19 protein-coding genes are annotated in these 22,125 nt (G+C 40.8%); 8 read left to right on the top strand and 11 right to left on the bottom strand.

What is annotated here, in order from left to right:
* Positions 1–248 precede the first annotated feature (248 nt).
* Positions 249–1,394: a glycoside hydrolase family 88/105 protein gene (locus C4F40_RS14800; protein ID WP_196940154.1), complete on the bottom strand. Its 1,146-nt coding sequence runs from the start codon at positions 1,392–1,394 to the stop codon at positions 249–251.
* A 1-nt stretch (position 1,395) separates the two neighbouring features.
* Positions 1,396–4,284: an exo-beta-1,4-galactosidase gene (locus tag C4F40_RS14795; protein WP_196940153.1), complete on the bottom strand. Its 2,889-nt coding sequence runs from the start codon at positions 4,282–4,284 to the stop codon at positions 1,396–1,398.
* A gap of 251 nt (positions 4,285–4,535) precedes the next feature.
* Here C4F40_RS14795 and pepT point away from each other — a divergent pair, with 251 nt between their 5' ends.
* On the top strand, positions 4,536–5,795 hold the full coding sequence (pepT, locus tag C4F40_RS14790) for a peptidase T (protein WP_196940152.1): 1,260 nt from the start codon (positions 4,536–4,538) through the stop codon (positions 5,793–5,795).
* Between the two features lie 26 nt (positions 5,796–5,821).
* Positions 5,822–6,391, top strand: coding sequence for a nitroreductase family protein (locus C4F40_RS14785; RefSeq protein ID WP_196940151.1), 570 nt, complete (start codon positions 5,822–5,824; stop codon positions 6,389–6,391).
* A gap of 470 nt (positions 6,392–6,861) precedes the next feature.
* On the opposite strand, the gene C4F40_RS14780 is transcribed toward C4F40_RS14785, so the two are convergent.
* Positions 6,862–8,109 (bottom strand): hypothetical protein, encoded by a 1,248-nt coding sequence (locus C4F40_RS14780; RefSeq protein ID WP_196940150.1) that lies wholly within the window; start codon positions 8,107–8,109, stop codon positions 6,862–6,864.
* A gap of 69 nt (positions 8,110–8,178) precedes the next feature.
* A complete protein-coding gene (locus C4F40_RS14775) occupies positions 8,179–9,159 on the bottom strand; it encodes a hypothetical protein (protein ID WP_196940149.1) in 981 nt (326 codons plus the stop codon).
* A gap of 168 nt (positions 9,160–9,327) precedes the next feature.
* Here C4F40_RS14775 and C4F40_RS14770 point away from each other — a divergent pair, with 168 nt between their 5' ends.
* Positions 9,328–9,744, top strand: a complete 417-nt coding sequence (locus C4F40_RS14770) for a helix-turn-helix transcriptional regulator (protein WP_196940148.1) — start codon at positions 9,328–9,330, stop codon at positions 9,742–9,744.
* Positions 9,745–9,750: 6 nt separating this feature from the next.
* Positions 9,751–10,587 (top strand): DUF1835 domain-containing protein, encoded by an 837-nt coding sequence (locus C4F40_RS14765; protein ID WP_196940147.1) that lies wholly within the window; start codon positions 9,751–9,753, stop codon positions 10,585–10,587.
* Between the two features lie 201 nt (positions 10,588–10,788).
* On the opposite strand, the gene C4F40_RS14760 is transcribed toward C4F40_RS14765, so the two are convergent.
* Both C4F40_RS14760 and C4F40_RS14755 read right to left on the bottom strand, forming a co-directional pair.
* A complete protein-coding gene (locus C4F40_RS14760) occupies positions 10,789–11,427 on the bottom strand; it encodes a hypothetical protein (RefSeq protein WP_196940146.1) in 639 nt (212 codons plus the stop codon).
* Entirely contained in the window at positions 11,427–11,966 is a 540-nt protein-coding gene (locus C4F40_RS14755; protein ID WP_196940145.1) for an RNA polymerase sigma factor, read from the bottom strand. The genes C4F40_RS14760 and C4F40_RS14755 overlap by 1 nt, the downstream gene beginning before the upstream one ends.
* Positions 11,967–12,159: 193 nt before the next feature.
* Here C4F40_RS14755 and C4F40_RS14750 point away from each other — a divergent pair, with 193 nt between their 5' ends.
* Positions 12,160–12,447 carry a hypothetical protein gene (locus C4F40_RS14750; RefSeq protein ID WP_196940144.1) on the top strand — a complete coding sequence of 96 codons (288 nt, stop codon included), beginning with the start codon at positions 12,160–12,162 and terminating at the stop codon, positions 12,445–12,447.
* A 122-nt stretch (positions 12,448–12,569) separates the two neighbouring features.
* On the opposite strand, the gene C4F40_RS14745 is transcribed toward C4F40_RS14750, so the two are convergent.
* On the bottom strand, positions 12,570–12,746 hold the full coding sequence (locus C4F40_RS14745; RefSeq protein ID WP_196940143.1) for a histone H1: 177 nt from the start codon (positions 12,744–12,746) through the stop codon (positions 12,570–12,572).
* Positions 12,747–13,380: 634 nt separating this feature from the next.
* Between C4F40_RS14745 and C4F40_RS14740 the strand changes: the two genes are divergently transcribed.
* Both C4F40_RS14740 and C4F40_RS14735 read left to right on the top strand, forming a co-directional pair.
* Positions 13,381–14,148: a LuxR C-terminal-related transcriptional regulator gene (locus tag C4F40_RS14740; protein ID WP_196940142.1), complete on the top strand. Its 768-nt coding sequence runs from the start codon at positions 13,381–13,383 to the stop codon at positions 14,146–14,148.
* A 135-nt stretch (positions 14,149–14,283) separates the two neighbouring features.
* On the top strand, positions 14,284–15,054 hold the full coding sequence (locus C4F40_RS14735) for a LuxR C-terminal-related transcriptional regulator (protein ID WP_196940141.1): 771 nt from the start codon (positions 14,284–14,286) through the stop codon (positions 15,052–15,054).
* Between the two features lie 105 nt (positions 15,055–15,159).
* On the opposite strand, the gene trpC is transcribed toward C4F40_RS14735, so the two are convergent.
* From trpC to C4F40_RS14720, 3 genes are all read right to left on the bottom strand, one after another.
* Positions 15,160–15,942, bottom strand: a complete 783-nt coding sequence (gene trpC, locus C4F40_RS14730; protein WP_196940140.1) for an indole-3-glycerol phosphate synthase TrpC — start codon at positions 15,940–15,942, stop codon at positions 15,160–15,162.
* Between the two features lie 131 nt (positions 15,943–16,073).
* Positions 16,074–16,643: an anthranilate synthase component II gene (locus tag C4F40_RS14725; RefSeq protein ID WP_196940139.1), complete on the bottom strand. Its 570-nt coding sequence runs from the start codon at positions 16,641–16,643 to the stop codon at positions 16,074–16,076.
* A gap of 30 nt (positions 16,644–16,673) precedes the next feature.
* Positions 16,674–18,077 (bottom strand): anthranilate synthase component I family protein, encoded by a 1,404-nt coding sequence (locus C4F40_RS14720; RefSeq protein ID WP_196940138.1) that lies wholly within the window; start codon positions 18,075–18,077, stop codon positions 16,674–16,676.
* A gap of 411 nt (positions 18,078–18,488) precedes the next feature.
* Between C4F40_RS14720 and dusB the strand changes: the two genes are divergently transcribed.
* Complete coding sequence (dusB, locus tag C4F40_RS14715) at positions 18,489–19,484, top strand: tRNA dihydrouridine synthase DusB (protein ID WP_196940137.1); 996 nt, start codon at positions 18,489–18,491, stop codon at positions 19,482–19,484.
* A 151-nt stretch (positions 19,485–19,635) separates the two neighbouring features.
* Here dusB and C4F40_RS14710 read toward each other — a convergent pair whose 3' ends face one another.
* Complete coding sequence (locus C4F40_RS14710; protein WP_196940136.1) at positions 19,636–22,122, bottom strand: sugar-binding domain-containing protein; 2,487 nt, start codon at positions 22,120–22,122, stop codon at positions 19,636–19,638.
* Positions 22,123–22,125: the final 3 nt, after the last annotated feature.

Below are 22,125 nucleotides of genomic sequence, written 5' to 3'. Positions count from 1 at the left end.
AGCCCCTCATTCCCTCACATCTTATTAGACCCGTTCAACTTCACTGCGTTTCGTTCAGGGTGACGTTATCGTTGTGCCGTCATTCCGACTTCGGAGGGATCTAAACAACATATCTTTAGACCCGTTCGACTTCACTGTGTCTCGCTCAGGGTGACGTTATCGTTATCTCGTCATTCCGATTGAAGCGGAGCGGAACAGAGGGATCTAAAAACATACTTCCATACTGAATCGGTATACCAAACAAGTTCTTATTTTAACTTATACACTTCAGCTCCTGCTAATAGGAAACATCCCAATCCATAATCTTCAAAATCCGGTACGCTTGAAAAACTAACCGGCTGACTATCTTTAGGTTCTTTCCCTGTACCTTGAAGATAACCTAAGAATCCGCTAGGGTGTACCGCTTCTTTCACCATGGCATCCCAAGCTTTGTCGATCATCGGCCTATATGTTGTGGCATCTAAAATACCGTTGTTAATACCCCAGGCCATACCGTATACAAACAGTGCCGTACCAGAGGTTTCACGACCTCCAAAATTTGTCGGATCATGTAAGCTTACATCCCAAAAACCATCTTCACGTTGTACTGCTGCTAGTCCTTCGATTAACTCGATGTAATCTTGCAGGTATTCTGCCCGGTGTTTCTCATTCTCAGGAATCAACTCCAAGACACGCACCAGCGCTGCTACTACCCAACCGTTTCCTCTCGACCAATAGCAATCCTCTCCGTTTGGTTCCCGATATGGTGGCACGAAGTCTTTATCTCTCCACCATAATTTATCTTCCTTGTTGTACAATCCTCCGCCTTCTACATATTTCGAATGGTGGTACATTTTATACATGAAATCAAAGTACTTCTCATCCTTGTACATGACACCTAGCTTAGCAAAAATCGGCATCGCCATTTGTATCGCGTCGATCCATGTCCAATCGTCGTATTTGTTTGAAGCGATAATTCCATCGATACTCGCTTTGATATCCTTAATACGTTCAGGCTGCGGATCAATTTCATATAGGTCCAGATAGGTTTGCCCACAGGCATGATCATCGGCATTGCGTGTCTCTATACCATTCCGTAAGCCCCATTTGTGCTTATTCCCCCAATCCACAGCATAGTCATAATAGGCTTTGTTGGGATCGATCTGATAAAGAGCCATTAAACCTTCATAATACACCGCTCGGGTCCAAATGTTACTAGGCCTCCAACGCGTCGTGTAAATAGGCTTACCGGTATCCGGCCATTTGTTCATAAAATATTGATTTGTCAAACGCATCACCTGTAGGACTTCTTCATTATTCTTTTCCTTCACCACTTTTTTGGCAGAGGAGCAGTTTGTCAATACCAGACCCATTGTTGCCAGTATTCCTAAAAAGACAAAAAATCTAAGTTTCATATTATTGTTGTAAAAATTCATTGATATTCGGTTTCAGTTCATCCGGAGATGATTTCGTATAGGTATCAAAAGTTAGCTTTGAAGGTTGTGTGACAAGATCCTCGATTAATTTAAAATCAATCTCTTCTTTTGGTTCAAAGGAAGACGACGACATATAGTTCATCAGGCTATGGTACAATTGCCTACTTACCATTTTTTCAGTGTTATCAAATAAATCCGCAGAGCTCACCATAATCTTTCCTTTTCCCACTTTAGCTTCGAAAATTTGCGCTAACCTCCTGTTCATAAACCAGGTGTCAATTGGTTGCATCAATGGACGAAAGCTAGGAGGAAAGTCCTCGAGATGCATGACCTGTGCTTTATGCACCACTTCCCACCACTGAAGCGTACTGTAATTTTGTGTAGGAAAAGATGAAAAAGCCAGATGTGATTTATCCAAAATAAAGCCAAGGGTGTGTGGCGGCCGCATTTTAAACCAAGATGTATTCCAGAAAACAGGAAGGTAATGCTGAACGATTTCCGCCCCTTTTTTTATTTTACCCGAAAGATTCAAAAAGACCTTACCGCCGTTTTCCAGTACCGCTTTTACAGAATCGTTTATTTCATTCGCATAATACACTTCCTCCGATAGTTTTGGAAGTGATTTTGGATAAACATACAAATCCCAGTCATTGGAAATGTTTGTTCCCTCTAGTAAGAACTCAAGCTTCATCTCCTGAGCGTCTTTTAATCCATCCAGTACGACTTCTATGGTTCCTATCTCATTGTTGCTTCCTATCTGTATATCTTCCGCTCTCAGTATTCCGTGAGCATAGGGTTGACGGTCCTTGTTTAGCAACCTCCATTTAACCGCTACCGAAGACATGACTTCCTTGCCGTAATGGGCCATTTCGACATCTGCCCGCAGTGTTTCATCATTGGTAAACGTAAACTTCGGTGCACGAATGAGCAAAACCGTCGTATCACAAAAACGCTTAAATTCGGAAGCAGTGATATAACCCTTCTCTTCCCAAAAAGCATCCAATAACCCGACTAACGCCGTTCCTTGTCCGGAGTAATCGTTCAACGAGAGCAGCTGAAACCCGGAATATCCAGGTGTTTTTAAGGCACGCTCGATTTCAGACTTATACGCTAAGGCCTGCAATTTTCCGGAAGCGTATAAAAACGCTTTCCCTTGATCACCCATGTGGTGATCGTGCAAGTCTTCTTCAAAAAGTTCCATATTTTTGGCGCGGTAAGCACCTGTATACTTTTTAATTTCATCAAAATTAGGAAAGACACAGTACTGTCCCATTTCATGGGCGACGAAAGGCACATTAAATTGTGTTATTTTATCGCTAAAATCGGAGATGCTTTCCGGTTGTCTATTCCAATCCAGCCCTCTAGCTCCTGCTCGCACCATAAATTCGTTGTTGGGAATCACAGGCCAGCTTCCACCTACCGACGCGCCGGTGTACAATCTTCTCGGATCTTTCGCCTTCCAATAATCAACAAAAGCGGTTAGATAAGGCACCTGATTTCCGCGCGGTTCATTACCGTATGCCATCATACAGAAGGAGGCGTAGTTACCAAAATACTTTGCCATTCTATTCGTCTCGGCATAGATGTATTGGTCTATGGGTTCACCGTTACCCAGTGAGGAGCCATGATTCGCCCAACTCGGCCCCTCAGGTTGTAAATAAATTCCAATTTTATCGGCGGCCTGAAAAGCCGCTTCCGGAGGACACCAAGAGTGATAGCGCACGTGATTAAGGCCGTATTCCTTAATCTTCGCAAAGATACGGAGCCAAGATTCTTCGTCTGTGGGGGGGTATCCCGTAAGCGGAAAAACAGCGTTGTCACAGGTTCCACGTAAAAATGTTTTCCTTCCGTTGATGTAAAAATCCCTTCCTACGGCTTTAAACTCGCGCATGCCAAAGGTCACGGCACGTTCGTCCAGTAATTTATCATCTTCATAGAGCCGCAAAGTAACTTTATACAGATTGGGATCGAATTCATCCCATAGTAGCATATCCTTGCCCATATCCATCCTAAATGCAACGGTATCTGAAGCAGATGCGAAAGCCAGGGATTTCGAAACCAGGGCGACCCGGTGCTGCTGTTTACTATTGAAACTCTCTGCAGAATAACGTACCTCCAGTTGCCGCGCTTCAGGCACAGTTGTGTTAAGCCGTATCGTAGCCTGCCGACCAGATATATCCGGATATATCTGGATATCGTCGAAATGAATAGGCTGTAATTTTCGTATCCCAATTTTGCCAATGATACCGTTCCAATTACCCTGCGTATGATCCGTGAGACTATGAGAATCGGGACCAACATTGATTTCTTTAACACGATTGTCTACCCGGATAGAAATCGTATTATCTCCGGCGCGCAGATAAGGTGTGATAGCAAAATTGTGCGCAACGACCATACTGTTTTGCGATCCAACTTCCTTTCCATTAACCCATACAGTCGTTTCGGTATGTGGTTGTTCCAAATGGAGTATAAACTCGGCCCCAAGCGCAGATTTCGCTAATTGAAAATCATGTTGATACCAAGCTGGCCCCACGTAATGCTTTAACGGTGTTAACCAAAAAGGTATTTTGAGGTTTCCGGGTTGTCTGTATTTCGCTAATCTGGGATGAAAATAATAGGAACTATCGTATATACTACCTGTCCATGGTGTAGTGAGCGATATTTCATTACCTATATTTTGTTCGGTTAACGACCCTGGAAGTTCGACTTCCTGCAGGAGATTTTTGGCAAACCATTTTTCTTGAATTCCACGATCGGTACTATCCAACGCAAAACGCCACGTACCTTTTAAATCTAAAAAGAGATCTTGTCCAACACTCTGTTGACATAGCAGAAAACATAAACTAATGCATATAAAATAGGCTCTCACTCAGGTTTATTTTTATGTGTTACAATGCGATAATAACACTAATTCCGATGTTGGGCAACCTGCTGTGTCCTGCGAACGATCTACAAAGACACTCCATTGCCTAGCAAGCAACATTTGGGGCACATATTTACTGTATAAAGTTATTGTTACAATATTGTGAATTCGCTCTTTCGCAGATTTACACATTTGCAGATTCGCGTATTCGTGTATTCGTGTATTCTTACTAACTTTGGGCTCCTTAAACAAATTAAATGAGTACGATCAATAGCATAAAAGATTTCTCTGTAGCCGAACGTTTTCTACGCTACGTTCAAATAGATACACAGTCTGATGCGAGTTCCCCAACATTCCCTTCCACGGAAAAGCAAAAGAATTTAAGCAAATTACTGGTCCGGGAACTATTGGAAATGGGCGTTAAAGACGCTCATTTGGATGAATATGGTTATGTGTATGCTACCATTCCTTCCAATACCTTGAAAAATGTGCCCGTTATCTGCTTCTGTTCGCATGTAGATACCTCTCCTGACTCTTCCGGCGAGCATGTAAAACCTGTTGTACACCACAATTATCAAGGTCAAGACCTTATGCTTCCCGACGATAAGAGCATTGTAATCCGCTACGACGAACACCGGGATCTTGCCAATCAGATTGGAAATGATATTATTACCGCGAGTGGCACCACCTTGTTGGGGGCGGATGATAAAGCTGGTGTCGCCGAGATCATGGATGCTGCACGCCTACTCCTAAATCATCCCGAAATCAAACACGGCGATATCAAAATTCTTTTTACACCGGATGAGGAAATTGGCAAAGGCGTAGATTTTGTGAACATTGAAAAGCTAGGTGCGCAATTTGGGTATACCCTGGATGGTGAAAAGGCCGGAACGATAGAAGATGAAACCTTTTCGGCCGATGGCGTTAAAATTACCATTCATGGCGTATCCGTACATCCCGGGTTTGCGAAAGAAAAAATGCAGAGTGCCATTAAAATCGCGTCTAAGATTGTAGGCACGCTGCCCGATGATCGCCTTTCACCCGAAAGCACGTCCGGAAAAGAGGGCTTTGTACATCCCACTAATTTCAGTGGAACTGTGGAAAAGGCGACTATAGAATTTATTATTCGGGATCATATTACTGCCAATCTGGGCCGGTATGAAACCGAATTGGAAAACCATGTTAAAAACATATTAAGTAAATACCCTAGCTCCACCTACACATTCGAGGTGCAGGAACAGTACCGTAATATGAAAGAAATCTTGGATCAATATCCACAGATCATGGAAATTGGACTGGAGGCTATCGGACGGGCCGGTATGCACCCAGAGCGTAGAAGTATACGAGGAGGCACGGACGGGTCTCGGCTATCTTTTATGGGGCTTCCTTGCCCTAATGTATTTGCGGGCGGCCATGCGTTTCACGGCAAGCAAGAATGGGTAAGCCGTCAGGATATGGAAAAAGCCGTATTAACCATATTACACATTGCTTCCTTATGGGAAGAAAAAACAAATTAATAACATAGTATTCAACGACAAAAGACATGAGTTATAAAAACGAAGTATTAAAAGCGATCCATCTAAGAAGGTCTGTATTCCAAGTGAATTTCACGGATCAGGAAGTAAGCAAAGAAGATCTGGAAACGGTATTAGAAGCGGCAAATTCAGCTCCAACACACAAGCGTACCCAACCATGGCGGTTTGTGGTGTTTCGCAAAGACGGATTAAACCGTTTAGGTGCCGAACTAGGCCGTGTGTATAAGCATATCACGCCTGCTGAAAAATACGCAGAAGCTACTGAGATCAATATGGCAAAAAAAGCAACGCTTTCTAATGCTGCTATCGCTATCATCGTAAACTATACGGGCGAACTACCGGAATGGGAAGAATTGGCAGCGACGGCCTGTGCGGTTGAAAATATGTGGCTCGCCGCCCATTCCATCGGATTGGGTGGATACTGGGCCTCACCGGGTCTCATCAATCACATGGGCGAATTCTTACAATTGGAGCCGAATCAAAAGTGCATCGGACTCTTTTACTTAGGTCATCACCAGAGTGAAGAGCGGGAAGCTGTACGGAATCCTATCGCCGAGAAAGTTCGCTGGGAAGAGTAATAAAGATACTTTCTTCGTCATTGCGAACCGAAGGCACGAAGGTGTGGCGATCTTACAGCGTATTAATGTAAAGACTGAACCTGATCGGTTTTGATAAGGGGGTGAAGGATAAGAGGAAATAGCAAAGTCGTTGGCCTTACGGCTAACGACACTATTCAAATTTACCCTTCAGCGAATGTTCCTCGAACGAGCTTCCTGCACTCGTCAAAAATCGTTAACACCGTACTTCCTACCGCTATGCTTCATCCTAATCAATATAAGATAGACCTTCTGAGGATGTGGTTTACAACAGACTTATCCTCCTTATTGGATATTAGGATTACCAACTCGTAAAATGGAACGTCAATCGCATAATAGGTGTTATAAATATTCGATCTATATTGTATTTGCTTGCCAGAATCGGAATGATGTTATTCAAATCAGTCTGGTCGTTTTTATCTGTAATTTCCATGATTTATAGATTTTCGGGTTCATTTTTGTTCTTTTGTCTCTTTCTCAACGTCTGATATTGGTGGATAGTCTATCCCCTCTAGTTTTGTTCGACGCTGTATAAGATCTAACGATACCAGAGTCAAAACATCTAATATTTTAAGTAGGCGGTCTCGTGATTTAAAATTTTCATTATTGCAGTCGACACCTTTTCCTTCCAAGTAACTAATAATGCAAGCGTCTAACATGTGAATTTCTTTAAGTACATTAAAATTATAATACAATTTTGACAATGTCTTTCTTAGGTTGATTCTTTCCTTATAGCTTAAGCTTTTAGGATGCCAACTATTCATTTCCTCTTCCGGTATTGGGCTTTGTAAAAAGCTGAAACTATTAGGCTTAACCCAATTTTCTGGAAAATAATCCGTTTGCAATAATAACCAGCCAATTTGAATAAGGTCACGCAGTACATGACGAACTTCGTTTGCATTCTTAATTATATCCTTTTGTTCAGTGTTGTTTTTTTGATAAATCTCTTTGATAATTTCACGTAATTTCCCGTGTTTTATTTCAAAAAAACACGAGTTTAACATCTCAAATGGATTCGTATATTGATAACGACCTTGTTCAATCTGTAGATAGTATTCAATTAGATGCCTATTCGGAGGAGGATACGTATTATTAGCCCAATGATAGCTCAATATGCAAGCCTCATACAATGACAATACCTTTTCATAAGTCGTTAAGGGGGCACAATCTGCTCCATATTCAGGTAGGCTATCACCTTGTCTCACACACGATTTCCAATCATCAAGAAGATTAAGCCAAGAAGATATATCCATTTCAGAAAAAAAATTTTCAAAAGCCAATGTAAAGTTCCGTGATTCTTTCCGAGTAAGTTGTGTAATCCGCTCTTCAAAATGTGCTAAGTGATGATTTAGTTTCGGGTCATCCTTAGGTCGATATTTTTTTAATGAGCGATAGGGATTTCGATACCATTTAATATCAATCCTATCATTTCCAAATATCAAACGCTTTTTATGATGTAAAAAGTAATGGCTTCCTTTAACCATTAGTATAACTTTGTCCAAAGTTTTAGTTAGTCGTTGCTCGTCTCTTTCCCTACCGTCTATAAAAACACGTGATGTTATTAATACAAGAAGGTGCCAGAGTTCTTTCCTAAATGATTCGAAATTATCATGGCAAATCGCATCAGAAATCCCTCCTTTAAGCAAAAACCATCGGGTGTCATATTCGTCTTTCGGATTATTTATGTAGATATTTTTCATAAATCAAGAAGTGAATTCACAGTTAGCATTTTTAAGAAACGTACTATTAGGCGGGGGTAAAACTGAAAACTATCTTTTAGGTAAATCCGAATCTGCAAGAATTCCATAATTAAGTAAATAATTAAGCTTAGATTCAAAACAAGACTTTACCACAGTGATAAACTCTTCAACGATATCAAGTGTGTGATCATAAGTTCCGCAAATAGAACCAAGTTTGAATTCATTTTCCACAAGTACTTCAGAGAGTTGTTCAACATCATAAAGATCATAATCAAAAGAAAACAATTGGGGGAGATATTTCGCAGCTTTCTTTTTTAAATCTTGTAATTTCAACCCCACATGGAATGTATTATCAAACGGATAAATAATTGCATTATAAATCTGTTCAACCACCCTTACTAATATCCAATAGGATTGAAAATGGGCTCCTTTTCCAAGAAGTGATTTACTAAAATTAAATGCATTTATTGCATCCTCGTAGTTTTTGTTAAATATCTTAAGAACATTATCATAAGAATATTTCACTTGATCATATGCATATTGTTTCAGTCTATATGGACTATTGGAGTACACAAGAAACTCTTCTCGAAGACATAAAACATCTTCATTAGTCCAGTCGTTTGAATCTTCTTCATAATCTCTATTCGATTGGACAGTGATCATCACGTTTGCATGCTTAAATGATGACACTGAAGTAAAACCTTCTAGTGAACTAACATTTTCAATTCTCTCTTCCCGAAATACCAATTTTATCTCATGGCAAGATTTTAGTTCGTGTGCATCAATAGAAGGTAACGTATGGAAAAATAACCTCTCTGGTTCTGTTACCGCTACTAACATTTCTAAAAGAGGTTTAAGCTGTGAGTATTCCCTATCAATCTGCAGCAATCCTCCAACCTTACGCATGCAGTTTTCAAATTCACCGGAATGGTGTCCTGGATGGAGATAGATGTGATTTGTGGTGTTTTGATTTTCATTGTGGTGATTTGCGACGTTATTCACCGGATTCTCATGATACGAACCATTTACGTTACTGATAGTATGTCCCATATGCTCTTAATTTTGGTTTACACAAATGAACAAAGCGCAGCCCACGTACCGAACCAAAACAGCTTGTATAACACCAGTAGCCTTTGTATTGTACAACGCTATCCTTGTTTTGTACCATCTCAAGATATTTCGTATCTTGAACGCTGAATATTTGTTAACTTTGGACTTATGAGTACGACTAACACGACAAACCATATAGGCAGAAAAATTAGCCGAATCCGCGAACTGCGGGGCATGAAACAGGAAGCGTTAGCTATTGAATTGGGAGTAAGTCAACAGACGGTATCGAATATCGAGAAAAGTGCTGCTATTGAAGCAGATTTATTGGCGCAGGTAGCGGAAATCTTGGGTGTTACTCCGGAAGCTATTGAGAATTTTGATGAAGATAAAGTGCTAAATATTATTAACAACACTTTCACAAGTCATGATACATCGACGCTTAATGCCATAAATATACATCCAACCTTTAATCCTCTTGACAAGCTTATCGAAGCTTACGAAGAAAATAAAAAGCTTTACGAACGCCTTTTAGAAGCCGAAAAATCTAAGGTAGAGTACTTGGAGAGGTTGTTGAAGGATAGGTAGCTATACATGTCTAACAAGTACCTTCATATCACCTTTGGTTTCGCTAGAAATGCGACACTTGTCCAAAGCCTAATAATTGATACAGAGAAAGATGAGATACTCAACTTCACCGACCCACTTTCTCAGGGACCACTCTGTGATCTCGACCATGTGGATGCAATAGAAAATCGAAAACGTTGGTTGCAAAAGGTGTTTGGTTCAATACAATCGGAAGGGGATTCTAATTTTATCGATGACGATCTTAATGGTTTAAGGGAACTTATTGACAGATCCAATACATATGAAAAGATATACTTATGGCTGGGTGATGAAGCCAATGAAAAGATTACTATAGCGCGACTACTTTTCCATTTGCATGAAGCCTCTATTCCTATCTATAAGCTTAATTTTGATAAGATGGAATTTCGGAATGAGAAGGGTGTAAAATTGGATCTCACCTCCCTACAAGTAATGCATAAAGAGCATATTTCAGAAGCCTCCCAACACTTTGAGGAATTATCTGCAGATGACAAACAATCATTTGCGTCGATCTGGGATCAGCTTCGTACAGATCAATCAATGGTACATCTTTTTGACAGATCGGGGAATTATGTATCCGGTGATGAGACATTTTTCGACCAATACCTGTTAAATCACTGCAATGATGAACCTAAGAGTTCACCTTTAGTCGTTGCTTATGCGCTTTTTGAAATATGGAAAAAGTTTGGAGGCGGATGCGTGGGTGATAGTTTTTTGTTTTATCGATTAAATGAATTGGCAAATAGGGGCAAGATTAAAACTTCAAATCCTCACGAAAATGCTGAAAGAGCGAGAGTGGTGTTTGATGTTAGAAAAATATGTTGAAGCATAAGTGATCATGTTCATTTTATCATTTATTAATTAAAAACTATGAATAAAGTTTCCATTCGTTTTTTTGATGACCGTGAGGTACGTGCTATTGGGGACGATGAGCAAAGCAAATAGCGGTTTTCAGTATTGGACATTGGGGCGGTACTGACCGGTCAAGATGTCTATATCAAAACCCGCAACTATTGGAAATACGCCTTATTCTTTTGAATCCATTTCAATACGGATTTCACCTCGTGTTCCGTTCCATTTGACTTTATCCCGTACAAATTCGATAAGCACAGGTCCAATAGTAGCGGTCGACGTACCGGTGACGGTGATCGCCGCGGCCAAACCCTTTTCCACGTTAAACCGTACAATAACATCTTCTGTCGATAAAATATCCCGGACTTCAGAATTCAATTCTTCATTAAATTGCGGCCAGCCCATTTCCGGAACAGCATCATTATTAGCCAATGGACGTGAATCTACACGTAGCTGATGCTCCATTAAAATCACTTCTGTCTTTTTTTCCTGTTTAGAGGTGATAAAGTTAAAGAATATCAACGAACAGGCTACGACCAAAAGTACAGCAGCAGCCAATCCCACGGTTAGACGCTGCCAACCAAAGAAACGTCTATTTCTATCCTTTGCCTGTGTTTCTATCCGCCGGGCGAGGCGTTGTTGCAGGATGCTGAGTTGCTTTGCATCAACCCCTTGCTGCATCTTATATCCATCAATGGCATCCTGCAAAAAGGGATCCTGCAACGCTTCCCGCTCAATAGCATACATTTCTTCCTTACTCATGAGCCCCATGACGTAATTATGAATTCTTGATAGCTGATAATTATTTTCCATTACTTCTTCTTCTCCATACAGATTTTAAGGTTACGCTTGCCGTTCTGAATAAAGCTTTTCACTTTATTCAGATCAAACCCTGTTATATCCGCAATATCTTTATAGCATTTCTGTTCCAAATAAAACAAACGCACACACCGCTCTTGCTCCGCGTTTAGCGTCTGTAGACAGGTCTCTAACTTTGCAAAATCGCCCTCCGTCCAATCCTTTTCATCCGATTGGCTAAGCTGTTGTTCGCTCTCATACAGGTTATCTTCAATATCAACATTTGTTACCCTCTTTTCCTTTCGTAACTGCATCAGGCAGTAGTTCCGCGCATAGACGTAAAGCCAGCTCTTGAAATTTTCGACTTCATGGCTACGAAGCTTAACGATCAGCTCTTCAAAGATCTGCATTACCGCGTCCTGGCTGCGCTCCTCGTCCTGCAGGTATTTGTAACACGCGCCGTATAACAAGGACATATATGGCGCATACAATTTACCTAGGGTATCCAAATCACCTGTCTGTTTGTAATATGTAAGCAGTCCCCTTTCGTCCATGAATATTAAACTTCAATTATATGATGCCTCAAGGTACGAAATTCCATAAGAAAACTATAAAGAAATAACGACTTTGCGTCCAGTGGGATATGCTAAGTTTATGTGTAACTATCCAATCTCCCAAATTTGCAATCTCTTTGTGATATACAGCGGTATGCTTCATCATAGCCAATATGTAAAACAACTTGCAATCGTGTCAAATAAATTTCGTAAATTTGGTATGGTAGAACTAAATTTAAGGCAGGAGATGGACGCTAAATTATTAGATAAAAAGATAGAACTTATCCAATGGCTTTCCACGTTGGAAGATAGCTTAATCATTGAAAAATTGGTAACTTTCAGAAAAGAGGAAACTAAAGATTGGTGGGATAATGTATCTGACGAGGAGAAGGTATCTATCGCGCAGGGAATCGCTGACGCTGACAACAAAAAAATGAAACCGCATTCGGAGGCTAAGAAGCTTTATGAAAAATGGTTATAAGATTTATTGGACGGAGCCCTAAGAAAAGGAAATTGTAGTGTAAAGGATCACAAACTATATAAAAGGCAAGATAGCCATCCAAAAAAGGCGGCTATCTTATTTTACTTTGTGCAAGTATTGACTTATTTTTTTGAATCTTCAAGGGATACTTTTCTAAACTCTTTCAATAGTTTTTCCAAGGACAATGTTCCTTTGCGGGCTCTTGTTCCAGCTGCTTTGTTTCCTTTTTCTGCCTGTACATCGGCGTCGCTTTTGAATGCCTCAAATTCGGCACTGATCTTTTCGATTAATTCTTTCATTCTAATAAATTTTGTCTAAGTGATAATGTTATTATCTCCGCTCTCATTTAACCAAAACCGTACCAAACCTCCTATTTTTTGCAAACACATTGGAAGCTTGATAAATAGGAAGGTGATTCATGGATTGAAACTATTTAGGTAATTCGCCAAATTAATGAGCATTTTATCTTATTCCTCCGTTAAGCTGATTAACAGTTTATCCTCATCATCTTTCATCGTGCTGATATAACGTATCTTCCAACCTTGATATGGGAAGGGATACAGTCTTTATCAAAGGGCTCTAATTTTATAATTTTAGTTTGCTGTCCCCAAGCTACTCCTACCCAACAAAATTAAGTGTAATAGTAATAATCTTGTTTTCATAATTTGTATATTCTAATCACTAATAATTTCAACTTAATACTCTGTCATACAAATAATTGACAGCTCTCATTCCCACAACAAATAACCACAAATATCCTTTCCGAAAAAATACCCCAAATGGGGTATTTTTTCGTTTAAAAAAATTGCAAAACATTGTTCCTGTTCGTATCTTTAGTCACCATATGTTAACTAATAAAAAGGATAGGCGTAAGCTTGCCGCACGGATTAAATCGATTCGAGCAGATAAGAAGCGACTATTTCATAGCCGATTATGAAGGAACGACAGCATCTACTTTCAGGACTTTGGGAAAGCTATCCCGCACGCTTGGCAGACGAGCTTACCGTCCTCAATGCACATTCGGTCGGTAAGCACCTCGCCGAAATACTGGCTCTGGGTCCATTCTACTATTACACCATTCATATTTCTGATTACAGCTTAAATCATCCCGTCGATACGATTTTATCCATTCACGGTATTAAAGAATATCCGGCGACATTACAGCAGATCGTTGACCTCATTCATCCTGACGATATCGATTTTGTGATTGCTGCTGAACAAGCCACACTGGAAAAAATAAAAGAAATTGGGATTCAGCACCAATTAACCCTCAAAAAAAGTTACTGCTGTCGTATGCGTGTGGCCGACGGCTCATACCACCTCTTTCACCATCAGGCCGTACTCCTGGCAAAGGATGATGAAGGACATCTAATCACCGCACTCCATATCCATACCGATATGCAACATATCATACCTCTAAACAATAAAATCATATTGATCAACGGCATCGGTGAGCGCAATTACTATTGTCAGATAGACTTGTCTGACCGGCAAACTGACATCCTGCCACCTCGGCTTTCTAAGCGCGAGATGGAAGTACTCACACTCTTGGCACAGGGCCTATCCAGCCAGCAAATAGCAGAACAATTATTTATCTCTGTCCAGACCGTCCGTGTACACCGGAAGAATATTCTTAAAAAAACGCAAACAACAAACAGTACCAGCATGATAAAAAAATGTATTGAATTAAATCTATTATAGAAACTTTGGCGTGCGCCTACTGTAAAATACCACAAATGAGGTATTTTTTAGCTTGACAATAATCAATAAACTTGCATTACTTGTGTATGAGATCGGCAGCATAGAAAAAACACTAAAATCAAATTGAAAAATAGGATGGAAAGCGATAATCATGTGTTAGCTCCTGTTTGGGAAAAATATCCGGAGATCTTCTCACCAGAAAAAGCGCTTGTTGATGCAGATGATATTCTGCAGCTCATATCAGAAATATTCGTCGTCGGTAATTATTATTACTACCTGATCGACATTATGACAAAAGAACTAAGCCATCATCTTCCCAATATCTGTGATATACACGGGTTCGACGCTATCCCTATCCACTTACAGCAAATCATCGATTTGATTCATCCTGAAGACATCCAGTTTGTATTACGCGCTGAAGAGCTCTGTTATGGAAAAATCGTTCAAATAGGCGCAAAACACGTTAAATCACTCAAATCGGGATACTGTTTTCGGATGAGAATGGCAGACGGTTCCTATCATCTTTTCCATCACCAGGCTGTTTCTCTCGTTGTCGATAAGCAGAACCGTATCGCAAAAAGCCTAAATATCCACACAGATATACAGCACCTAACACAGCAGAACAACTATATCGCCACAATAATAGGAATCAACGGCCGAACGGACTTCCATCAGATCGATCTTTCGACAAGGCCGGCAAAACACGGACAAAAATCACCTTTAACAAAGCGTGAACTCGAGATTCTTCCGCTGATAGCCAAGGGACTATCGAGTACAGCGATTGCGCAGCGACTCGGGATATCCGTACAGACGGTCCGGGTACATCGGAAGAATATCCTTAAAAAAACGGAAACAACAACTAGTGGCAGCATGATAAAAAAATGCATCGAAGAGGGGTTGCTTTAAGCAGGGCTATCGTAGCTTAACTCCAAAGAACTTCATCCAGCAAGTATTGTAGCCGCATTTAACATTGCATAACTGTACGGTGGCAGAAATCATCAATCTGCCACGCTACAGCTCCTTTACAAATGCCTGTATTGCTTCCATAGGATCATCTGTTTTCATAAAATTCTCGCCGATCAAAAAGGCTTGATAACCAACTTGTTTTAATTCGCGAATAGTGACTGGATCAGAGATACCACTTTCGGACACCTTAATAAAACGATCTGGAATCTTGTTTACCAGATCATAGGAATGATCTAGCGACACGGAAAAGTCCTTTAGATTTCTATTATTGACACCGATAGCATCTATCGTATCAAAAATACTGCGGTTCAATTCCTCCTCGTTATGCACTTCTAATAGCACATTCAAACCCAATGATTTAGCATAAGATGAAAAATCACGGATCTCCTCTGATGTAAGACAAGCGGCTATCAAAAGAATAATATCTGCACCATAGGCTTTCGCTTCCGCAATCTGATACGTATCGATCACAAATTCTTTTCGCAGCAGCGGAATAGTCAATACCTCACGGGCAGACGTCAGATCCGCCAAGCTGCCCTGAAAAAAATCGGGATCCGTTAATACCGAAACAGCAGACGCTCCCGCATCCTGATACCCCTTCACAACTTCCTGAACGGAGGACACGGCATTGATGACACCTTTGGAAGGAGAAGCACGCTTGTATTCTGCTATGATGCCGGTCCTATCCGCATGCAATACCGATTCATTAAGCGCGTAACAGGTTCTATCATACAGCGGATATTTTTCTAATTCCGCCAACGAAATTTCTGCCTTTGCCGCAGCGACTTCTATCTTTTTTTTAGCTACAATTTTATCTAAAATAGTCATTTCTTAATTGATTATCAGAAGGGAGCATTCGTAAGATTGCTTCGTCACTACGTTTCTCGCAATGACGCACGTCAAGAATACTTTTAAATGCCTCCTCCTAAAGTATAAATAAATTTAGAGCTTCCAAGAAGCTACTTCAACCAGTTTGCAATTAACAATTTACCGTTATCTGTCAGGATCGATTCGGGATGGAATTGCATCCCCTTGACATCGTACTCCGTGTGCGATAGTGCCATGATAATACCGTTGGAATCCAAAGCTGTAATTTTAAGTGAAGGAGGCAAACCCTCCTTTTCGACAGCCCAAGAGTGGTAACGGCCAATCTTTGAGTCCCGGGGAAAATCTTGAAATAATTTTTCGCTATCATCCGTTACAATAATATCAGTAGCTACTCCGTGCAACGGTTTTGGCATATTAAAAAGTGTACCTCCAAATACCTCGGCAATAGCTTGCTGACCGAGACAGATTCCTAGAATGCTTTTCGTAGACGAATACGTCCGGATAACATCTAACAGTAGCCCCGCTTCTTCCGGAAGTCCGGGTCCGGGCGATAGTAAAATCTTGTCGTACGCATCCACATCGTTCAACTCGAATTTGTCATTTCTCACAACGTCGTAGTCCTGGTCCAATTCCTGTAAGAGATGAACTAAATTATAGGTAAAGGAGTCATAGTTATCTATAACTAATATTTTATTGCTCATGTATTTTTATTTGTATAGTAATGAAACCTTTTACAACGTCTCAGCTATTTTTAACGCACTGCGCAAAGCGGCAATTTTATGATTTACTTCTTGCAATTCCTTTTCGGGATCCGAATCCAATACGATGCCTGCTCCAGCTTGATAGTGTAACACGTTATGCTTACTCAGAAAAGATCGGATCATAATCGCGTGATTGAAGTCTCCATTGAAGCCCATATAACCTAGCGCACCGGAATAAAAAGAACGTTGTTGGCCTTCGTATCGATCTATTAAGGTAAGGGCCATATGTTTAGGGGCTCCAGACAATGTACCGGCCGGATAGGTATCTCCTACCACATCAAAGGGATTAGCTGTTTCATGGAGTTTTCCCGAAACTTTGGAAACCAAATGGATAATATGCGAATAATATTGTGCTTCTTTATACGACTTGACCTGTACATTGGTACAATGGCGGCTTAGATCGTTACGTGCTAAATCTACCAACATCACGTGCTCAGCAGATTCTTTCGGATCATTTTTCAGTTCCTCGGCTATCTTTTCATCTTGCTCCATGTCACCGGTCCGCTTAAAAGTACCGGCAATAGGATAGATCGTCGCTTCTGACTTTTTGATGGTAAGCTGCGCTTCTGGAGATGAACCAAATAATTTGAAGTCACCATAATCAAAATAGAATAGATAAGGAGAAGGGTTTACCGATCGCAGGGCGCGGTATACATTAAATTCGTCTCCATGAAACGGCGTACTAAATCCTCTAGAAGGCACTATTTGAAACACATCCCCACGTTGGATATGTTCTTTCATCTTCAGCACCAGATTTTTGAAATCTCCGTCCGACATATTAGAAGATTCTTCGCCTTTTATTTTAAAAGAATATTCTGGAAAGTTTTTATTCTGTATCAGGTATTCCATGCGCTCAAGATCTGACGCTTCATTTTCCAATAGGTGTTCGAAGATATACAGCTGATTCCGAAAGTGATCGATGGCAATCACGTATTTGTATACGTGGTATTGAAGATACGGGATATCCCGTCTTTCATCCACGGGTGTTGTTAGTTTGATATCTTCAAAATGTTCTATAGCATCGAACGTAAAATAGCCAAACAAGCCATTCGATATCACGTTAACATCCGCTAAACGATTCGATTCAAAAGATTTTCTAAAGTCAGAAACCTCGTTGCGGAGTACAATTGTGGAAGCATCCTTTTTGATTTTCTCGCTATTTGGGTAAGTGATTTCTAACGTTTCCTTTTCGAGTTTAATACCCGCAATGGGTTGACAACAGATATAACTGATGTTATTATCTCTACTATGGTATTCCGAACTTTCCAACAAAAGACTATTTGGAAAAGAATCTCTCAAACGCAAATAAATGCTAACAGGTGTAGTGGTATCTGCTAGTATCTTTCTATAATTCGTTTTAAATATATAAGACATACTTCTAATAATTACTCAATAATACAAAACCTTTCAGAAAAAAAGCCCGACAAATTTTGTCGGGCTTAGTTTTCAAATGGTTTTGGTTGATTATGAAACTCTTTATCTATATACCAAAAGATTGCTCCCGACGCGATTTGCTTCAGGCCACCACCATAATTGATATGTATTTGTCATTGTCATTGCAGTGCAAATTTAAAATAATTTTTAAATAAACAAACAGAAATTATAAAATAATCAAAAAAGTCTCCAGTTCCTTAGTCATTTGATAAAAACAATCGCTTTAACACATTTCAGCCCATTACTTTCCGTAACATTCTTTGATATGTTCGATCTCTACATAGTAGCTTACTTTATCATATTCGAGACGAGTAACTTGCATATAAACGGTAAGTTATCTAAGTTTGCATTATGTCTATAAAAATTGGCGAAAATATTGATTTAGGTGAGTTTCCGCTCTTACTAGCTCCCATGGAGGACGTGAGTGATCCGCCATTTCGTTACGTATGCAAACAAAATGGCGTAGATATGATGTATACCGAGTTTATTTCTTCGGAGGGTTTAATTCGGGACGCTGCTAAATCACGTCAAAAGCTCGATATTTTTGAATACGAACGTCCTATTGGCATTCAGATTTTTGGATCAGACATTGAGCATATGCGTCAATCTGCCGAGATATGTTCGCAAGCGAATCCAGATTTAATCGATATCAATTATGGCTGCCCGGTAAAGAATGTAGCTTGCCGCGGAGCTGGAGCTAGTCTATTACAAGACATTGATAAGATGGTCGCCATGACGAAAGCTGTAGTGGAGGCAACTAATCTTCCCGTAACGGTGAAGACACGCCTCGGATGGGATGATAGCACCAAAAATGTGTATGAAGTAGCTGAACGCTTACAGGATATCGGTATTAAAGCGCTTTCGATTCACGGCCGTACACGTGCCCAAATGTACAAAGGACAAGCCGACTGGTCTATGATCCGAGACGTAAAACGTAATCCCCGTATTCATATTCCTATTTTTGGAAATGGCGATATCGATTCTGTGGAAAAAGCAGCAGTCTGGCGTCAGGAATACGAAGTGGACGGTATTATGATAGGCCGTGCTTCAATAGGATATCCCTGGATTTTTAGAGAGGTAAAGCACTTTTTTAATACAGGAGAAAGATTAGAAGGGCCTACAATTGCAGAGCGTGTGGAAGTATGCCGTACACATCTGACGAAATCTATCGAATGGAAAGGGGATAAGGTTGGAATTTTTGAAATGCGTAGACATTACGCCAATTATTTTAAGGGTATTCCGAATTTTAAAGAATATCGTATGCAGTTGGTTACACTGCAAACGCATGCCGAAATCCAAGAAGTATTATCGGAGATACAGGACAGTTTCGCAGAGGAATTTGTTTAAAACGAAATCGCCAAATTGCGTTTGCGGAATAAGCACCTTGATGTGTTTGTAAACTATTTCTCACAGTTTTCCTCCTTCACATAAGAAAGCAGTACGTTTTTCCCTATGACAAAAGAAGAAAACTGTTCGAAAGATCCTATTTTGTTGCTATTTATTCAATTGTAAATGCTACTTCAACAGGAGTTAACCAAGTAGAATTAAAACGCAAAGATACTTTTTCCCCGGTATTGCCGCGGACTTGTACGTAGTTGATGATCTTACCTTGAAAGACCCGTTGACGATTATCGGTATAATCGGTCATATCCGAATTATTACCGGCTTCCATACCCAATAAACGCGCGGCCCCAGAGATTTGGCAGACGACTTCATCATCCGACAACGAGACGGGTACGCCGGCCTCGTCCACCACCTGTAGCTCGATCTGTACGACATCACCAGTTTTTACTGCAGTTTTTATCGGATTGATTAATTGCAGCGCATGTGGCCGGTTGCTGGATTGGATGCTATAACGGAAAATCTCGTTGTTTTGGTCGTTCAATCCAATTACTTCCAACTTTCCAGCCTCATAAGGGATATCCCAATATATAATTCCTTCCTTTTCATTGTATGCTTTCACTTCTCCAACGATTTTTCCATTCAATTCCAATCGAGCGTGAGCCGCATTAGTATAACAAACCACCCGAATTTCCTGTCCAGCTTGATAGTTCCAAATTGGCCAGGCATCCATGGAGGGAGCTTGATCCTTTTTCTGTCCTTGATCGGCTTCCAATACCGACCAGACATCTGTAGCGGCACCGCCTCCCTGCAAAGGGTATGTCCCTAGATATGCCATGGGCTCCTCAGACCATAGTGCTTGACGAAAATATCCCCTCGGCTTAATGAAGCCTGCAAAATCCAAAAGTCCGGAGTAAAATCCTCTTGATGGCCATCTCCCAGACTCGCCCAGGTAATCTATTCCAGTCCACAAAAATTGTCCGAAGATATGCTCGTTGTCTTTTACAGCCTTCCATGCACCAAGATCATGTCTATTTTCACTGCCAAAAATAACACGTTCGGGATAGCGCTGATGGTCGCTCCCATAGCGGCTTTCCGTGTAGTTATAACCTGCAATATCCAAAGCCTCGGGATATGCCGTCTCATTTGACATAGCAACTCCAGCCAATCCGGCTGTCACCGGCCTACTCGTGTCATATTTTTTGACGACAGCGACAAGGCGCTTCGCGATATCCCCTAATCGCATGGCATCAGGGGCATCTTTTTTATATCCACCAAAAATAGGCTGCGTAAAGCCTCCTTCTTTACTACCCGCCAACACCGGATGCGAATACGGATCATTCGGATAATCGACCTCATTACCAATGCTCCATGCAAATATTGAAATATGGTTGCGGTCTCTTTTCACCATATCTGCCAGATCACGCTCTCCCCATTCTTCAAAAAAATCATATGTACCTTGGAACCCCGGGGTTCCTTGATTCCATCCCTGTAGCCATTTACGCTTCGGAAATTCCCATTCGTCAAAAGCTTCATTCATGACCAGCAGGCCTAACTCATCACACAATTCGTACAAACTGCTTGCTTGCGGATTATGACTTGTGCGAATGGCGTTCACACCCAATGATTTTAACGTCAATAAACGGCGTTTCCAAACCTCCGGATATACTTCCGCTCCTAGAACGCCAGCATCATGATGCAAACAGACACCCTTGACCTTCATCCACTCTCCATTCAACGCGAACCCCTTATTCGCATCAAAGGTATAGGTTCTAAAACCAGTTTTCACCACAGAGGCATCGATTCGTTTTCCGTCTTGTAGCACGGTCGTTTTTAGGGTATACAGTTGTGGATTTTCCAAACTCCATAGCTGCGGATTTTTAACATCAAAAGACAATTTCACCTCCTGCTTTTGTCCTGCAGGAATAATTGATTTCGTCGTCTTTTTAGCAACTATCTTTCCGTGAGGATCAATAAGTTCATGCGCTATCGACACATTGGCCGAAGCTACATTTTCATTGTTTAAATCAACCTGGATATTTAATTTTGATTTATTCCCATCAAGAGATGGGTAGACATAGACGCCCCACTGATCGATATGAACGGGATTGGCGGTTACCATCCAGACATCGCGGTATATACCTGACCCCGTATACCACCGAGAATCAGCATCTTGGCTGTGATCGACACGTACGGCGATCACATTCTCGCCACCGAATTTGATATAGGGGGTCGCATCGTACATGAAGGAGATGTATCCATTTGGACGCTTTCCTAAAGATTGTCCGTTAACAAATACCTCGCTCCTATTGTATACGCCTTCGAAGTATAAGTAAATTTTCTCTCCCCTTTTATCAGCGGATACGTTTAATTGCTTACGATACCAACCGATGCCTCCGGGCAGGTAGCCCGTCGCACTTGCCAACGAAGGGCTTAACGTCTGTTTTACCGTCCAGTCGTGTGGAAGGGTCACTTTTCTCCATCCACGTAAATCCAGATCAGTTTTTGCGCCATCTTGGATATCACCTAATCGGAAAACCCAATCACTGCTTATTTTTTCGGCATCTCCAAAACCAGGTTGCGCAATTACCGCCATAGGTATGGCGAGCATCACAAAAAGCACATAGCGTTTTATTAATTTCATTTT

It is taken from the genome of Sphingobacterium pedocola (assembly GCF_015209965.1).
Classification (GTDB): Bacteria; Bacteroidota; Bacteroidia; order Sphingobacteriales; family Sphingobacteriaceae; genus Sphingobacterium; species Sphingobacterium pedocola.
The sequence above is the reverse complement of the archived record's forward strand: the minus strand, read 5'-3'. Positions and strand labels throughout refer to the sequence as shown.

Coding starts and splice junctions, on each gene's coding strand:
- C4F40_RS14800 (WP_196940154.1), bottom strand. CDS start 1,394: ATGAAACTTAGATTTTTTGTCTTTTTAGGAATACTGGCAACAATGGGT.
- pepT (WP_196940152.1), top strand. CDS start 4,536: ATGAGTACGATCAATAGCATAAAAGATTTCTCTGTAGCCGAACGTTTT.
- C4F40_RS14785 (WP_196940151.1), top strand. CDS start 5,822: ATGAGTTATAAAAACGAAGTATTAAAAGCGATCCATCTAAGAAGGTCT.
- C4F40_RS14780 (WP_196940150.1), bottom strand. CDS start 8,109: ATGAAAAATATCTACATAAATAATCCGAAAGACGAATATGACACCCGA.
- C4F40_RS14775 (WP_196940149.1), bottom strand. CDS start 9,159: ATGGGACATACTATCAGTAACGTAAATGGTTCGTATCATGAGAATCCG.
- C4F40_RS14770 (WP_196940148.1), top strand. CDS start 9,328: ATGAGTACGACTAACACGACAAACCATATAGGCAGAAAAATTAGCCGA.
- C4F40_RS14765 (WP_196940147.1), top strand. CDS start 9,751: ATGTCTAACAAGTACCTTCATATCACCTTTGGTTTCGCTAGAAATGCG.
- C4F40_RS14760 (WP_196940146.1), bottom strand. CDS start 11,427: ATGGAAAATAATTATCAGCTATCAAGAATTCATAATTACGTCATGGGG.
- C4F40_RS14755 (WP_196940145.1), bottom strand. CDS start 11,966: ATGGACGAAAGGGGACTGCTTACATATTACAAACAGACAGGTGATTTG.
- C4F40_RS14745 (WP_196940143.1), bottom strand. CDS start 12,746: ATGAAAGAATTAATCGAAAAGATCAGTGCCGAATTTGAGGCATTCAAA.
- C4F40_RS14740 (WP_196940142.1), top strand. CDS start 13,381: ATGAAGGAACGACAGCATCTACTTTCAGGACTTTGGGAAAGCTATCCC.
- C4F40_RS14735 (WP_196940141.1), top strand. CDS start 14,284: ATGGAAAGCGATAATCATGTGTTAGCTCCTGTTTGGGAAAAATATCCG.
- trpC (WP_196940140.1), bottom strand. CDS start 15,942: ATGACTATTTTAGATAAAATTGTAGCTAAAAAAAAGATAGAAGTCGCT.
- C4F40_RS14725 (WP_196940139.1), bottom strand. CDS start 16,643: ATGAGCAATAAAATATTAGTTATAGATAACTATGACTCCTTTACCTAT.
- C4F40_RS14720 (WP_196940138.1), bottom strand. CDS start 18,077: ATGTCTTATATATTTAAAACGAATTATAGAAAGATACTAGCAGATACC.
- dusB (WP_196940137.1), top strand. CDS start 18,489: ATGTCTATAAAAATTGGCGAAAATATTGATTTAGGTGAGTTTCCGCTC.
- C4F40_RS14710 (WP_196940136.1), bottom strand. CDS start 22,122: ATGAAATTAATAAAACGCTATGTGCTTTTTGTGATGCTCGCCATACCT.